The 15,953-nt window shown below is 44.7% G+C and carries 12 protein-coding genes; 6 read left to right on the plus strand and 6 right to left on the minus strand.

What is annotated here, in order from left to right; translation table 11 throughout:
- Nucleotides 1–697: 697 nt before the first annotated feature.
- The gene (locus VLX91_01740) at nt 698–2,563 is read left to right on the plus strand and encodes a hypothetical protein (GenBank protein HUI28909.1); all 1,866 of its coding nucleotides are present in this window, start codon (nt 698–700) and stop codon (nt 2,561–2,563) included.
- Between the two features lie 217 nt (nt 2,564–2,780).
- Here VLX91_01740 and VLX91_01745 read toward each other — a convergent pair whose 3' ends face one another.
- The 4 genes from VLX91_01745 to VLX91_01760 form a co-directional block, all read right to left on the minus strand.
- Nucleotides 2,781–3,248, minus strand: a complete 468-nt coding sequence (locus VLX91_01745; GenBank protein ID HUI28910.1) for a helix-turn-helix domain-containing protein — start codon at nt 3,246–3,248, stop codon at nt 2,781–2,783.
- A 379-nt stretch (nt 3,249–3,627) separates the two neighbouring features.
- Complete coding sequence (locus VLX91_01750) at nt 3,628–4,452, minus strand: hypothetical protein (GenBank protein HUI28911.1); 825 nt, start codon at nt 4,450–4,452, stop codon at nt 3,628–3,630.
- Between the two features lie 255 nt (nt 4,453–4,707).
- A complete protein-coding gene (locus tag VLX91_01755; GenBank protein HUI28912.1) occupies nt 4,708–5,556 on the minus strand; it encodes a hypothetical protein in 849 nt (282 codons plus the stop codon).
- A 435-nt stretch (nt 5,557–5,991) separates the two neighbouring features.
- On the minus strand, nt 5,992–7,176 hold the full coding sequence (locus tag VLX91_01760) for a hypothetical protein (GenBank protein HUI28913.1): 1,185 nt from the start codon (nt 7,174–7,176) through the stop codon (nt 5,992–5,994).
- 1,059 nt (nt 7,177–8,235) lie between these two features.
- On the opposite strand from VLX91_01760, the gene VLX91_01765 reads away from it, so the two are divergent.
- From VLX91_01765 to VLX91_01780, 4 genes are all read left to right on the plus strand, one after another.
- On the plus strand, nt 8,236–9,285 hold the full coding sequence (locus VLX91_01765; protein HUI28914.1) for an ankyrin repeat domain-containing protein: 1,050 nt from the start codon (nt 8,236–8,238) through the stop codon (nt 9,283–9,285).
- A gap of 126 nt (nt 9,286–9,411) precedes the next feature.
- Nucleotides 9,412–9,573, plus strand: a complete 162-nt coding sequence (locus tag VLX91_01770) for a hypothetical protein (GenBank protein ID HUI28915.1) — start codon at nt 9,412–9,414, stop codon at nt 9,571–9,573.
- Between the two features lie 34 nt (nt 9,574–9,607).
- On the plus strand, nt 9,608–9,832 hold the full coding sequence (locus VLX91_01775; GenBank protein HUI28916.1) for a hypothetical protein: 225 nt from the start codon (nt 9,608–9,610) through the stop codon (nt 9,830–9,832).
- 335 nt (nt 9,833–10,167) lie between these two features.
- Nucleotides 10,168–10,659 carry a helix-turn-helix transcriptional regulator gene (locus VLX91_01780; GenBank protein ID HUI28917.1) on the plus strand — a complete coding sequence of 164 codons (492 nt, stop codon included), beginning with the start codon at nt 10,168–10,170 and terminating at the stop codon, nt 10,657–10,659.
- A gap of 175 nt (nt 10,660–10,834) precedes the next feature.
- Here the strand turns inward: VLX91_01780 and VLX91_01785 are convergent, their stop codons facing one another.
- Complete coding sequence (locus VLX91_01785; GenBank protein HUI28918.1) at nt 10,835–11,935, minus strand: hypothetical protein; 1,101 nt, start codon at nt 11,933–11,935, stop codon at nt 10,835–10,837.
- A gap of 400 nt (nt 11,936–12,335) precedes the next feature.
- Nucleotides 12,336–14,807 (minus strand): ankyrin repeat domain-containing protein, encoded by a 2,472-nt coding sequence (locus VLX91_01790; protein ID HUI28919.1) that lies wholly within the window; start codon nt 14,805–14,807, stop codon nt 12,336–12,338.
- Nucleotides 14,808–15,592: 785 nt separating this feature from the next.
- Between VLX91_01790 and VLX91_01795 the strand changes: the two genes are divergently transcribed.
- Nucleotides 15,593–15,931, plus strand: a complete 339-nt coding sequence (locus VLX91_01795; protein ID HUI28920.1) for a helix-turn-helix transcriptional regulator — start codon at nt 15,593–15,595, stop codon at nt 15,929–15,931.
- The last annotated feature ends 22 nt before the right edge of the window (nt 15,932–15,953 follow it).

The following is a 15,953-nucleotide window of genomic DNA, read 5'->3' on the forward strand; positions in this document are numbered from 1 at the left end:
CTTGCTTCAAAAGTGGGCGTTCGTCCTATGACAATCCATAAGTGGATACATAATATGAGCACGCCCCCTGATAAATATCTCAGTAAATTGATTTCCATTATTGATCCTCAGAACGAAAGAAAGCCTGACCGATAATCCTGTTTGTGTTTCCAGAGGGAGATGATTGAGATGGAACTTTTAATGCAAGAAGGCGGTACAATCTGTCACAAACAGAATCTCAAAAACCAGTCTCCTTGTCGGGTCGCCAATGCTTGATATGGAAATAATCACTAATTTATCATTGGTACATAATATGGGGGCAGGTCCGGACTAAGCAGGCACTCTGCCAGACAAAGATAGTAGCGTCATCTTGTATGTGGTGCGTGGTGTAGAGCTACTGCAAAGACACATTTGGTTTTTATACCTCTCAGACACCATTCCCTTGTACACTTTCAAACTTATCCTTCCTTCTTATGAAGTACAAATCCACTAAATCCCTTCACTTTTTCCCCATTCGTCTGTGGATCGCTTCATGATCAATAATCAACAAGTTGATTTTCATTGTGGTAGCGAGTTAACTTAAGTGGTCGTCTGTTCCCCGCAAAAGGCCAGTAAGTGAAATTGTTCGTCAAGTGTGTCGACCGAGGATAATTAATGAATGGGTTGACTGAAAAGTAGTTTCAGACCACGCGTGACAATTATATCAGGAGTATGACATATGAAAGGTACAGCCCGGCTTCTTTTTTTGGTGACCTTCACCTTCACTAGTGCAGGACTATCGATTGCCCAATGGCAACAAACCAGTGGCCCTTACGGCGGGGCAGTCTATTCCCTCGCTATTCAGGGTGCAAATCTTTTTGCAGGGACTCCCGATGGCATATTTCTATCAACCAACACTGGCTCAAGCTGGATGCAAGTCAATAATGGTCCGAAAGGCAAACATGTTAATAATATTGTTATCAGCGGAACGATCGTCCTTGCGAGTACTGATGACAGTCTATTTCTATCAACCAACGCTGGCTCAAACTGGACACAAATCGACAGCAGCTTGGAAGGCAAGCAAGTTGATGCACTTGCTGTTAGTGATACGAATATCTTTGTTGGAACCAAAGATGGATTTATGTATCGTTCAACCGATAGGGGTAAAAGCTGGCCTATAATCGGTGCAGCAATCAGTGGCGACCCGCGTGACCTACCGATTCAATCATTTGCGTTCGCCGATGCGAGTATCTTTGTCGGAACTGCTTCTGGCGTGTTCCGTTCAACCGACGGAGGCTCAAACTGGATTCGAGCCGACAACGGGCTGTATGATCCGCTATTTCGTCGTCCTTTTGACATCACTTGTTTTGCTGTCAGTCATGGTGAGACACGCAAGACAAAAATCTATGCGACAGCCTTTTTACACGGTGTTATCCTTTCGACAGATAATGGAGAAAGCTGGATTGACGTTAACAATGGTTTGCCTGAATCACTCCTCTATACACTTGCTGTAAGCCCATCTCCAAACAATATAGATGGTACAGATCTGTTTGTAGGAATGTACGGCCATGGTGTGTTCCTTTCGACCAATGATGGCTCAAGCTGGAAGGAAGTTGATGATGGCCTGACTGATAAAGATGTAACTTCTCTCGTTGTTACTGGCACGAATATCTTTGCAGGAACCCAATACGGAGGTATCTTCCTTTCGACCAATAGCGGTGAAAGCTGGACCCAACTTAACGGGGGACTGATTGGCCTCGATGTCAACGTCCTTGCTTCCAGTGGCACAAATCTTATTGCAGGAACTAGTTGTGGCAACTTTCTTTCGACCAATGAAGGCAAAAGTTGGTCTCAGGTCAATGACAGTTTGGTCGGGGAAGCTGGTGTCTCTCCTTGCGTTGAGTCCTTCGCAAAATGTGGAACGAATCTATTTGAAGGTACCTTTAACGGCGGTGTTCTTCTTTCGACCGACAATGGCTCAAGCTGGCGTCTTGTCAATAAAGGTACAACAGGCAGGGAAATACTTGGACATTATCAAGTGCTTTCCCTTGCTACGAGTGGAACAAATGTCTTTGCTGGAACTGATTTCGGTCTCTTTCTCTCGACCAACGAAGGCGAGGACTGGACTAAGGTTAACAGTAAATTGAGTAATTATGACGTCAATGCACTTGTCATGATCGGCAAGAATATCTATGCTGGTACAGACCACGGCGTCTTGGTTTCCACCAACGACACAATTTGGAAAAGTACTGACCTAACCGACACCTGCGTTCACGCGCTTGCGGTTTCAGGTAAGAACATACTTGCGGGTACAGACATCGGCATCTTTCTTTCGACCAATGGTGGCTCATACTGGAATCGTATCAACAGCAGTTTGCTCAGTCAAGCTGTCACTTCCTTCGCCGTGAGTGACACAAATATCTTTGTGGGAACCAAGGATGCAGGTGTGTTCCTTTCAACCAATGGTGGAAATAGCTGGGCTGCATTCAACAGCGGTTTAAGAAACATGTCCGTCCTGTCCCTAACGGTCAGCGGAACGAATATCTTCGCTGGAACTGAGGGTGGCTGTGTTTGGCGGAGAGCACTGTCTGAAATGTTCAAATGATGCTCCCTTTGAACGTATGAGCCAGGTGTGAGAGATTGGCAGAGGTGGAAATCCGAAACCAAAACCCCCGATGTCAATTCTGATGTCAGGTCCGACTTCGCCGATGAAACTCAACCTAGCAACGCTGATCTTTGATTCGAGCAGCCGTTCCGACTGCACACGTCGATTGCCGACATAGTTCAAGAACTTCTGAAATTTTCTGAGGTCACACATTATTTCATTGAATTTCCTGATCATGACCAATTGAGTCAGAGAACAAGGCGAGTCGGTTTCTCAATTTTCTCTTCGGCTTATGCCCAACTCGTTCCCATCCCCTTACCGTGTCTATATCAACGCCGAGCTGTTTCGCTAGGTCATTCAGGCTGAGGCCGTTGAGACAGCGGTATTGCCTAATCTTCCCACCGAGGGAGCCATCAACCTCAAGTTCCAAACGGTAACCTATGAATTCGATGATTCTCGGAAGCACCTGAAGGGTCGGCTGAGTTCGTCCCCGCTCCCAATTGGTTACGGTGCACTCGTCGATGTGGAGCGAACGCGCAAGCTCCCGCTGAGAAAGCTTTTGTCCCAACCGGCGCTTCCTGATGTGATCTCCGTATGTTTTGAGAACTCGCGGGATTCCGGTGGGATTTCGGGCACTTAGGGTGATTGGTAAGATAGCCACGCAACTACATGGTTGCGTTGCCATTCTGCCATTTCGAAATTAAGGCAAAAAAGCCGATTTCGAATGCTTACCCAGAGGTGTTGCTCACCCTTGGAGACCACATACGGAAGAAACGACTTGACCTGAAGCTCCTTCAACGCGAGGCGGCAACCATCATGAGTGTCGATGAAATGACCGTCGTAAGCTAGGAACTGAACCATTGCCAACCACTGACAAGGCACATTCCTAAGATAGTCGATTTCTTAGGGTACGTGTCCAAGAACATTTTTCGCGAAAAGACTTTGGGTCATAAGATTAAACGATACGGAGTGCTTCACGACATGACCCATTGTAGTCTCAAGACCAACCATATGTCCGAACAATACAAGCAAAAAGGCCCCGTCTTATGAGCGATACTACGTGACTACTTCATCAACTCCCCTATCTTCTCTATGACTTCCGCCTCGTCCGTATATCCACTTAAGCGAAACGTCTCCGCATCCAGTTTCCACTGGACAGCCAAAAACATCAGCGGTACAAGAGGACGCATTATCTCAGATTTATCGGTAGGATCGGCATGAGAGGCAGCGAGAAGAGCCTTCAGGAAGTCATCGAGTTTTGCCAAGTCGTCCTTGGTATATGTCAGAGTCTCTCTCTCGTCCAACATGTCCAAGACTGCAGCCCGTATGGTGTTACCCTGAACCCCCGTGTATGGCAGTCTATCAAGAATCCACAGATACTCCGCGAAGAGTCCGTACTTCTCTGGGATGTCTTTCTTTTGACTGTGGCAATTGAGGGTCGCAACTTGTCGTTGCAGCTTCAGAAGTGCTCCAATCTGGTCTACAAGATTGGATTGCCCATCTTTGTTGGCCTGAGTTTTGTTGATGTCACAAGCGACAAACACCGCTGTCAGTGACTCAATGAGGTCAATGAGGCGCCTGCCTCCAGCGGTCGGAGTCAGTAGGGCACGTCTAAGTTTTTTAAGTGCCGGTGCTGCGGAAGTCTGCCCAAAACTAAGAGATGACAGTTCCTCACGGGCCTCTTGGGACAGGGGGGTGGACTCCTCTGATAGGCCGACCATCTTGACATAGCGCACAAGTGTGTAGGCTTGTTTTCGTACAAACGACGAGTTTTGAAGCTTTGCCGGCAAGACCGGGGTACACACCACTGTCAGGCCGATACCAACGAGGCACAATGCAATGACTCTGTCGATAACATTCTGTTTCTTCATTTTATAGTTTCTCCTCATGAGTTACTTTTCCGTTTGACTCAACACGTACCAATACAAAGATACGACTACCTCCCTCCTTTCTGAGCGAACAGTGCGGCGGGTAACTCGCCGCACTGCGCAGGAATTTTTGTTTCAAAATGTTTTTTAATTACAGCCTAATCTAACAAATGGAACTACTGTTAGAAACAATGCTAACTAAACAGAACGAACTATATAATCACGCAAATGTCGATAAGAAAACGCGGTCAAGTTGACCTGCCTGTTATGAAACACTTAATAAGTTATTTTCGAAAATGTTTTTGTGCCAAAATTCGAATTAATCTTTAGATTATCTTTTGTTATTGCAAAAGACATTGTCATGCCGATATTGACTTCAGGTGAAATGTCTTCTTGGAAATCATGAATCAGTGTACCTTCACCATTACCATTTCCATTTAACGTATAACTTGAATCATCTGGCGTCATAAACATCTTTACCGTGATATGAAGATATCCTTTATTTTCAACGACTTTTTCTAATTGATAAATCATAACTATCTTCATATTAACTGCAACAATTCCAGGTATTGGAATTCGCGTGGACATTTCTTGTTGAAAACTATCACCGATATGAATTGGTTTGTCAGGGTACTTTGTGCCTTTTGTTACATCAGAGAAAATAGTTTTTATTTCATCGCTTACATTACCACTTTCAATTCTTAAGTTATCAAAATTCTTATCTTTGGTACATGTGTAATTAATCGTCACACCTTTTAAAGTACTTAGGTCGGGCAAATCTATTTCTTTATCGTTGACTGAGATGTTTTTATGAATATCCAGGAGCGTCATTTTAACTGGAAAAGAACTATCACTATTAATAGCACCCGTTATTATCTTAGTCTCTATTAGTTGTGTTGTAATCGCTTTCAGAGGCAAACTAAAACCATTACTTTTTAGGCGTTCCAGCATATTTTCATCGCCCGTAATATCTGTTATCTCAAGTATCGTTTCGGTTCTATAATCAACATTAAGGGTGGAATTGGGTTTATATTCATCTTTTAAGTAATAGCCTTCTGTTTGCGCAATGGTTACTAAAGGTGTTAAAAACAACAATAACGAAAATATTTTTGTTTTGGTTTTCATAGGATCACCTAAATTATTTGTTTAGTAACAGTGTAGTTTTTAAGCCACCGCACAAAACAATAATGCAGCCTAACCACAATTACTTATTATTTATTGAAAATTAAGAAGACAAAACGAAAAGAATACTTTGTATGCCTTGTGTCCATACACTCCGCCGCCAACTTCATCAATGTAGAATAGTATTCCGATCTGTGACATACCTTTCTCCTTTCTTTGAATTAACAGTACGGTTGAGTTGGGTGGGGACCATCTATGAACCTTGACGAAGCCATGATACTACATCACACATCGAACTTTGAAAGAACCCAAAATTCCCCGCGTCAACCCGACTCATTTGTTAGCTTTTCTTAGCAAATTCTAACTAACTCTTCTCTGCGTCGTGTTTTCTAATCGCAGAACAATAGGGCTGACTTCGTTCTGGCAAAACAACCGGGTTTAGTGAGGAAGATCAATATCTGCACAGAAAACGCTGTGTCGTTTCTGGTTGTGAATATAGATCAACCCATGTTCAAAATCGACTGCAGTTCCAACGATCCTCAAGGTCGGGCCTCCCTTGTCGTCATTGCCCTGATCTATCAGGATATTTGCAGGAAAGGCGGAGGTTTTCTTCCCATTGTCGGTCATGCACCCAACGACGTTAAATTTACCTTCGGAGTCTTCTTCTGGGAAAAAAACCCGTTGCTTAAGAGGATCAAAAAGCAAAGGCCCAAGACGATAGTGATGGCCAAGATGATAGCACCAAGTCTGTTTCATTATCCCGTCAGCAAGAATTTGGAGTCCAGCCACTGATCTCCCATCTGCATATACATCCTCGCCGTACTTCTCCCGACCCACGAGCACAAACCCCGCAGGAGAAAGACCGATCTCATCCACAGCATAAGTCACGTCAATCATGTCTGTATTCTTTACCACAAGATCTTGAGAGTTCATTCGCTCTGTTGTATCAGCTTCTGTCAAGTTAAGCTCGTATGGATATTGTGCAGCGATATTTTCTGGCAGGTCCCATGTCGGAACAGCATTAGCTTTTCGAAGATCAAGCAAGTAGTACAAGGATGTTCCCACTTCATTTTCAAGAGAGAAGATCAAAACTTGCTGATCGTCAACAAGGAAGAACTTATCCAACGTATAGACATATCGATCGAGCGGAACTTTCTGTGACTCAGGAAGAGAATAAGTACCTTTCTGGCTGATAATCTCGGATTTTTCTTCCTTCAATAATTTCCCAAGCGGGCCTAAGGCTGAAGGGGTCAGTTCAAAAAACGACCGCACTCTCTGCGTTGCTAGGTTAATTAGGTAAATATCATACCTGGAATCTACAACATAGGGGACGCTGAAGGAGTAATCTCCAACAGTCCATGAATAACGCCTGATCCTGATGAGATTGTGAAAAAAGATCAGCATGTCACCTTTCTGCGTCCAGTGTTCAAACGAGATATAATGATCACTTGTAGGAATTATTGAACTAGTGGAATACTTTAGTGTTGTAGAGAATAGTAGATCTAACGTTTTAGAATCAAGCAAAGCCACGAATGCGCGATTGTCCTCCTCTGTTTCAACCAACAATTGACCTGTTGAAAGTTGATGGAGATTTTTACCCTCGTCTAACTTTGCATATCTCATTATCCCAGGCTCTCCCTTAGTTTCCAACGGAATTCGAACCACATGAAAATCTCCGCCAGATTCATACATCAGAAGTTCAGCAGGTCGAGACAGATCAATGGTGACATTCTTTCCACTTTTGTAGGGCAGTTTTACTTCCCATCGTCTGCTTTTGAGGATGGTTTCGCCTTGCTCGCTCTCATCAAACGACTGATATTTTGAGCAAGAAATCACTAAGAGAGATAAAAAGAGATAACACATCCGGATACTGAGACCGTTCTCTAAAAAAGATGATCGCACTGCCAGAATTCCTCAGCTAACCATGATGGCCCTTCCATGAATCCGCCTTACACTTTGGCGGTGAGAATGTTATGATTGAGCAAAACCTTTGTTTTCATTTCATCATCCCACCTCCGTTCCGGGTATCATTCCGCAAATCAAAGTGTGTTGTCAAGTGGGCTCTTTGCTCCTCTGCCTCAACTCAAAACTTGAGTCCATTCATGTGCTTTTGAACCCACGCATAGTCACGCTACACTTCGACTGAAGAAAGCTAATATCTATCTCGGAGCGATTCATGTTTCAACAAGGTTTCGGTCCAACTTATCCACCGAGTTAGTCTATTCTCGTCAGGAAGATAAGCGTCGGTTTTGATATTGTCAAGCTTTCTTAGTAAGCAGCGCATCGACTCCTCAAGAGTTACCCTCTTTGTGAGTCAATGTGCTATAGGGAAAAATGCTTGACATTCTCGACGATAAATATGACATTAGTGTAACAAAAGAACTGCTTGGACATAGATCAAGTAAAGACTGCGATGGTATGCGCTCATATTTGGAATGCTGCATCAGGAGTTAAGAGTTCACCAATAACAATCCATGATTTAGGGAATGATATGAAGTGGAAAACTCTGGAAATGAGACAAAACCTAAGAGTTTGTTGGGACATGACATTCTTAATGCCGGAATATTATGCGGATTCATGGCAGGCTAGTTGCAATTAGACGAATCAATGCCATTCGCGGAAAGGAAGGGATGGGCTTTTGTTGGGTTGTGAAAGACATATTACATAAAGAGAAGTATTACTATGATTAATCTTCAAGTTCTAACACTTGTCTCTGCTTTGACCGTGTTTCTTTCTGGGTGCGGTGAAAACACAACTGACAAGATGGTCGATGCTGCTGATAAAGGAGACACAAATACAATCGGCGTCATGATTGAGAAAGGTGCAAGAATCAACGCAAGAAACACTAAAGGCTATACTGCTTTGGAGATTGCCTCACTAAATGGCAATGCCAACGTAGTAAGATATTTACTTGAGAAAAACGCGGACTGCGATCTAGAAGACGGAAACGGTAATACGGCGTTGAGGGTTTCAGTGATGCTGGGGCATGTTGATGTCGTGGAGATGCTCCTTGAGAAATGCGCTAACCCAAACTCAAACGCGTTTAACGGTGAAACGCCATTAATGTGTGCAGCTCATTTCCAGCAACTTTCGGTCGTGAAAATGCTTCTTGCTAGAGGAGTTGAGATTAATGCAGTGGATTACAATGGAAAGACCGCTCTAGAATACGCAGTGGATAGTCCTTTCAGAAGAGATTCTGATAATGATTCTCCTCGCATCCAGATAGTGAACATACTCCTCGATCACTTTGCAAAGGTAAATGGGAAATTGTTATTCAACAGCTATTACGGACATGATACTGTTATCGTAGAAGCATTGCTTAAACACGATATTGACGTCAATGTCAGCGGCGTCCTCTCGCGTGACCCGATGTTGTCTGATGCGGTAGCGATCGAGGATGTTGAGTTTGTCAAGATCTTGTTAGATAAAGGAGCAAACGTTGATATCGTTAACAGCCGAGGTATGCCACCTTTAATGTTATGTAAGAATGTCAGGATCATAGAACTTCTATTGAGCAAACATGCAAATATTAACTTTCAAAATGCTGAAGGCGCAACATCTTTGATATTTGCTGCGTCTGCTGGTTGGGCCGAGGTGGTTCGAACCCTAATCGCCCACGGAGCGAATGTTAATGCAAAAACTAAAAATGGTCATACGGCATTGTACATCGCGAGGAATGCCAGTAATGCGGAGATTGTGCAAATGCTTCAGAAAGCAGGAGCTACAGAATAATGATGAGATTTCAGTACTGTCATGTCTTTGTATTACATGAGTAGTTTCTAAAGTTCCTCACACCAAAACTGACGGCTAAAGGACATCGTGGTCTTTTTCTCACGATGGAATTTAAGGAGTTCTTGTATGGCAAAAAAGCATCACCACCGTCCACAAAAAATCACACGCACTGATGCACTCAAGCAAATCAATCTTAACGCCGCGGACATTGACGTCGGCGACAGCCAAATGTATGTCGCTGTTCCGGAAGATCGCGAAAGAGTGTTGGTCCCATCACTGCGGGAGTAATCGGGGCACTCACCTCGTTCCCATTTCTCAAGACGTGAAGAACCGGTCTGTATATCCGGCCAGCATCTTTGTTGAACTTGTCATAGCTAAGTTCGTCGTGGACAAAAAGCATGATGGCAATGCAGCAAGCGATGCCAACTGCAAAGCCGATGATATTTATGAAAGAGAAAGCCTTGTTTCTCTGCAGGTTTCTAAAAGCTATTTTAAAATAATTCTTCAGCATACCCTTCCTCCAATCTTCAATGACCAATATCAATGACGACTAAACAAACTCCTCGTTTGTCCATAAATGACATAGGTACAACAAACATACCACCTGAATCAATCAGTGATCCAGGTTTCCGGAGGTTTTATGGATCTACTCATGCGATCACTGTTCAGTTTCGTACACCTGTGTTCATTTTCGAACAAGAATGATGTATTTATTCCTGTTTCGAACAACTCTCGCGTCATCAAAGTCAATGTAAGATTCGGACCGGTGTATAAGAGCCAGTGAAGATTAAGCGATCTTAGATTGACTGCGGGTGCTTCGATATGTGTGTCTGTCCTACGAAACACACACAATCCTCAAATGTGTGGTGTTATATCATGGTCATGGCACAGACGCAAGTTGAATTTATGTTCTCAAAACCCCCACACCTTCATCCCTGCGTTGCCGTTCTGCATGTCCAATTAATCGCTAAAAAGCCACCTTCCAAACTCTACCCAAAGGCCCTGTTAACTCTTGGAGACCATATACGGAAAAAAAGGCTTGATCTAAACCTTCACCAAATTGGCGCTGCAAAGATAATAAATGTCAATGAAATGACCATCGTTGGATGGGAGCTGAACTACTGCAAACCGCTCACGAGACATATCCCCAAGATTATTGATTTCTTAGGATATGTGCCTGAAAACCTTTTTCCAACCAGTACGACAGGTCAAAAAGTCAGAAGATATAGGCTGCTTCACGGGATAAGCAGAAAACAACTTGCAAAGCAACTCCACATTGATGAACACACACTCTGCCGATTGGAGATGGACAAAGGGAAAACCTCGCGGGAGATCGTGAAAAAGATTACTGGTTTTCTCAGAGCACCTAGGTGACTCTCAATGACCGAACTTAACGGCCAAGCTCAGCCGACGCGCCGCTAGGCTCGGTCGGCTGGAGCGCCTTGTTTGGTGGCCATTCTCTCATGTCGTTTGTAGATGATCGCGGCAACAACTACGGTGGCGCCAAAACCAGACGGCCACACTATCTCATGATAGTTATTGCTTACGTTCACTGTGATGTAAACGTAAATGAATTGATGATCATTTCATCACCCACACCACTCACAGGGGGATGACCGTTCAATAACCAGAGGTTGATATATACGAATTGGCCAGGTGGCGGGATATCTGCTCCTTTGTAATCCCATTCTTGGATAATATCGCTGTCTGCCGGAACTGCTGACCATCCCTTCCAAGTAAGGAAATTCACGTGGTCTGCCTGCCACTGAATTTGTGAAGTAAACCGGGAGATAGGCGGCTGGATATATGGGTAGACGTTGCTCGACGTTTGCCATGGTTGGACAACAAAGTGTGCGGTGTTTGGTGCGGGGATGACGAGGCCACCAATTCCACTGTACTCAAGGTCCAATTCTTGATCTAATTTGGCGTAAGTGAACAACGGAGCAGCGACTGTATTCTGATCAAGCTGATCAAGTCGAGAATTGATTTGCACCGTGTATTTACCGTAGCCGAGTCGTTGCGGAAGATGAATTTCTCCGCATTGCCACAAGCCGTTGCCGTTGGTGATTTTCATATGCAAGCCGTCCGCTTCAACGTGGACGACAGAAGGATCGTTGGACCAGTAGTTTGGACCTGGGTCGAACGGCGTATTTGAATCATTGGAAACATCAAAACTCCAGGTATAACCGGAAAACGATAGTGTTGATGGACCAGAGGATGGATATTCGGTCCATACAAGCACACCCTGTTCCACCGAAGGATGATGGGTGAGTTCCGGTGACGCCATGAAGAGCGACGAATCAACAAGCAGTACAACAATGCGGTTCCAAGGATTTGTTTGACTTGTCCATGAACCGTCGCTGAAAATGTTCGTATATGGTGCGTTAGCCAGCGGCTGGATATACCACATGTCTGTCAGGACGTAGATCACAACCTTGATCCTACTGGCATCGACATTATTCGCGTGACCAGACAACTGTCTTGCTCCTGTTGCTGGTGTGTCAAGCGTGATTGTTGGCGGCAGATTAGGGTTGCCGACAACACCACCTGTATAAGTTCCTACTGGTGTTGGTGATCCGTCACAACCCGATAGCAATACTCCAGCCGCGATAGCCACACCGCATAACACTTTTACGTTTATGTATTTCACAATTCGCCTCTCAACATTGTTTAGCCTAACGGATGGCGGCTAAGCTGACGGCAACGATAACTTTCAATTACCACCAACCTCGCGCGAGTACCAACCTTTTTATTTTATTCTTAAACTTATTCGCGCGGTAAAAACCACCCACGCTTATTTCGTCAGCTTGAGCCGCGGAAGAGTCTAGAAGATCAAAACCCAAGCGCATTGAGCTTAGCATCTTCGTTTTTCCAGTCTTCAGCCGGTCAGTGCGTCTGCTAACCAGCTTGTCTGACCAGTGACCAAATCTGGGTTTCGCCAGCAGGAGTGGTCGTGGATTTTGTCGAGCGGACAGAGTCAGAGAATGCATCGCCTGCCGCGAAGTCATCTAACCCTTTCACGGAATATGGTCTTTCCATGAGAGAGACTCTCATTTGTGACTCTGATCGGACCGACCTTGCAACGCTTGGATGTCGCCAGGAACCCCTTGTTTTGCACCGGCTTTTTTAAGCATTCGAACTATTTCAGTGTTGCCTTTGCTGGATGCCACCATCAGCGCCGTCCCACCATTAACGTCTTTCATGTTCACATCGGCTTGGGCAGCGATCAGCAATCGGACAATACCCGTGTTGTCTTTAAGTGCCGCTCTCATCAGTGCTGTCATTCCCACTTTATCCTTGGCGTTCACATCGGCTTTGGCGGCAATTAACAATCGAACAATATCTTCCTGACCTTCGTCTGATGCCGACATTAATGCGGTCTCACCTACGTCGTTATTGGCATTCAGATTAGCTTTGGCATTAATTAGCATCCGAACTATTTCAGTGTGACCTTTCATTACCGCGAGCATAAGCGTCGTATTGCCGTATTCTAGCTTGGTGTTCGCATCGGCATTTGCATTGATTAGCATTCGCGCTATCTCAGTGTGACCTTGGTCTACTGCAATCGAAAGCGATGTAAGCCCTTCATTGTCCTTGGCGTTTACATCGGCTTTGGCGGCAATTAACAATCGAACAATATCCTTCTGGCCTTCACCTGACGCCACCATCAACGGGGTACCGCCGTCGTTAGCCTTGGCGTTTACGTCGGCATTCGCATCAATTAGCATCTGAGCTATGTCTGTGTGGTGCGTGTGTATCGCAAACATCAACGCGGTATTGCCATCGTTAGTCTTGGCGTTCACATCGACCTTCGCATTAATTAGCATCCGAACTATTCCCGTATAACCATTGCCTGAAGCATATATCAATGCCGTATTGCGATCATTGGTCTCGGCATTCACGTCAGCATTCGCATTAATTAGCATCCGAACTATTCCCGTATAACCATTGCCTGAAGCATATGTCAACGCAGTATTGCCATCGTTAGCCTTGGCGCTAACATCGGCCTTCGCATTAATAAGCGTCCGGACTACTTCAGCAGTGCCTTTAAGCACCGCATACATCAATGCCGTATTGCCATTGTTAGCCTTAGCGTTCACATCAGCATTCGCGCCAATTAGCATTTGAACAACATCTTTCTGGCCTTCCATTGCTGCATAGATCAACGCAGTATTACCATCGTTAGCCTTGGCGTTCACGTCGGCCTTCGCATTGATTAGTATCCGAACAATATTTTTCTGTCCTTTGCCTAACGTAAGCATCAATGCAGTTAAGCCATCATCAGCTTTGGCGTTCACATCGGCATTGGCGGCAATTAGTAATTGCACAATATCAGCGTTCCCATTGACTGATGCCGCCATCAACGCAGTATTGCCATCGTTAGCCTTCGCGTTCACGTCGGCCTTCGCATTGATTAGTATCCGAACAATATCTTCCTGGCCTTTATCTAATGCAAGCATCAACGCTGTATTGCCATTGTCAGCCTTCGCGTTCACGTCGGCCTTCGCATTAATTAGCATCCGAATTATTTCCAAGTGGTCTGCGTCTATAGCATACATCAATGCAGTATTACCATCGTTAGTCTTGGCGTTCACGTCGGCCTTCGCATTTATCAGTACCCGCACTATTTCCGTATAGCCTTTGCCTGAAGCATACGTCAACACCGTGCTACCTTCGTTACTCTTCGCGTTCACGTCGGCCTTCGCATCAATTAGCATCTGAATAATATTTGTGTGAGCTGTAAGCATCGCGTACATCAACGCAGTGTTGCCATCGTTAGTCTTGGCGTTCACATCCGCATTCGCGGCGATTAGCAATCGCACAACATCTTTCTGGCCCTTGTCTGCTGCAAACATTAGTGCTGTCGTGCCCTTTTCGTCCTTTGCGTTCACGTCGGCTTTGGCACCGACTAATTGTTTGACACGGGACGTGTCTCCGATGCTGGACGCGCTCAGAAGCTCTTGCTTATTTACCTCAGCCGCCATGTCCTCTAGTACCATGTCAATTGCCTTCTGTCTTATGAGTTGGGCTACCTCCTTATAACCATTCTGTGATGCCATGTCCTCGGCTGTAGCACCGTTGTTGTCTTTGGCGTTCACATCAGGTCTAGTGTCGAGCAACACACGAACAATTTCTCTCTGGCCTTTACCTGACGCAAGCATCAACGCGGTTAAGCCTTCGTCAGTCTTCGCGTTCACATCGACTTTTGCGGCCAACAGTAACTGAACAATATCAATGCGGCCATTTTCCGATGCTATCATCAACGCGGTATATCCTTTGTCGTCCTTGGCGTTCAGATCTGTTTTACCATCGATCAATGCTGTAATTCGTTGGATATCACCATTTTTGGCAGCAGCGATAATATCTACGCTCTTATAACTCTTGCAGGTCACGAAAGTGAGAAGCAGAAACAATAATGATGCAGTGGCGATCGGCGCTACGAAAGTAGCTAGAGGTGTCTTCGCGTTCTCTTGGTCGAGATATTTCTCCTCTCGACCAAACAGTTTGCAGAACCAATTCATAGTATATCCTCCTTTGGGTTGCGGAACCCAACTTTAATTAGACTGGTCCGCATAAGATGCGGAGTTCTGATTTTGTGTCAGCATACCACGCCTATGACTTTTTACAGAAGACGTGCGAAACCCTTTGTATTCAATTGCTTGATGGTTGTCTGTGGACTTGTTACAGCATTTTATGCGGATCACCTTGACATAACCTCCTTTAATAGGTTCAGGGACTATCCGCCGGACTGCAAACGCCTTTGCCGCCGCGATTCAGTACGTGTATATATATCTAGAGGAATAAACAAAAAAGTCAATCATAGATTCTTTTGCCACAAATCTTCTGCCCTCTTGCCAAAGCCAACTTACTTGAATTGACTACACGAGATGTTAAGCGGCATTTCAAAGAAAATCATATCATGTATGTTTGATGTTGCGGAATTGAACTTTCCACCATAGCCAGCAAAACCTGTCTTCAAAACGTGAGTTCCGCCGTCTGCGTATAAACTTATGTATGACGATGGAACTCATCCACTGTGCAATCTCATATTTATGTCAAAGCAATTCCGAGTTCAAAAAGATTTCGCTCTCGATTATCCAACGCATCAACCTATCCTTGCCAAGAATGTAAGCGTCGAGTTTTGAATTGTCAATGCTTTTTGGTACGCACGTGCTTGTCGTGAAGGCATCAGCGTCCGGTGCCATTTTGCCATGCCACGTTAACCGCAAAAAAAACTCAATTCAAGCCCCCTTATCCGATTCCTGCGATGTTAAGAACGTGGGGTGACCATATACGAAAGAGGAGAATGGAACTTAAGCTATCAAGAGAAGAAGTCCGAACAATGCTGGGAGTAAGTATTTTTGCACTCCGAAACTGGGAGAATAATTATGCCTGTCCACATCATCGGTATCATCCGAAAATCACGAAATTCCTCGGATACGAACCCAGGATCAAGACGAAAGAATTCTATGGTGAAAGAATTAGTGCTTATCTGAAATTGACCGGCAAATCCAGAATAAAACTTGCTGCGTTGGTTGGCGTTACACCGCAGGCAATCCATAAATGGATTCATAATATGAGCACACCACCAAAAGAGTTTCTCGAAAAATTAATCTCGGTCATGAATGGTGTCAATTTGAGATAAGCAAGAGACTGAAACATAGGCT

It is taken from the genome of Candidatus Acidiferrales bacterium (assembly GCA_035515795.1).
Lineage (GTDB): Bacteria > Bacteroidota > Ignavibacteria > Kryptoniales > JAKASW01 > JAKASW01.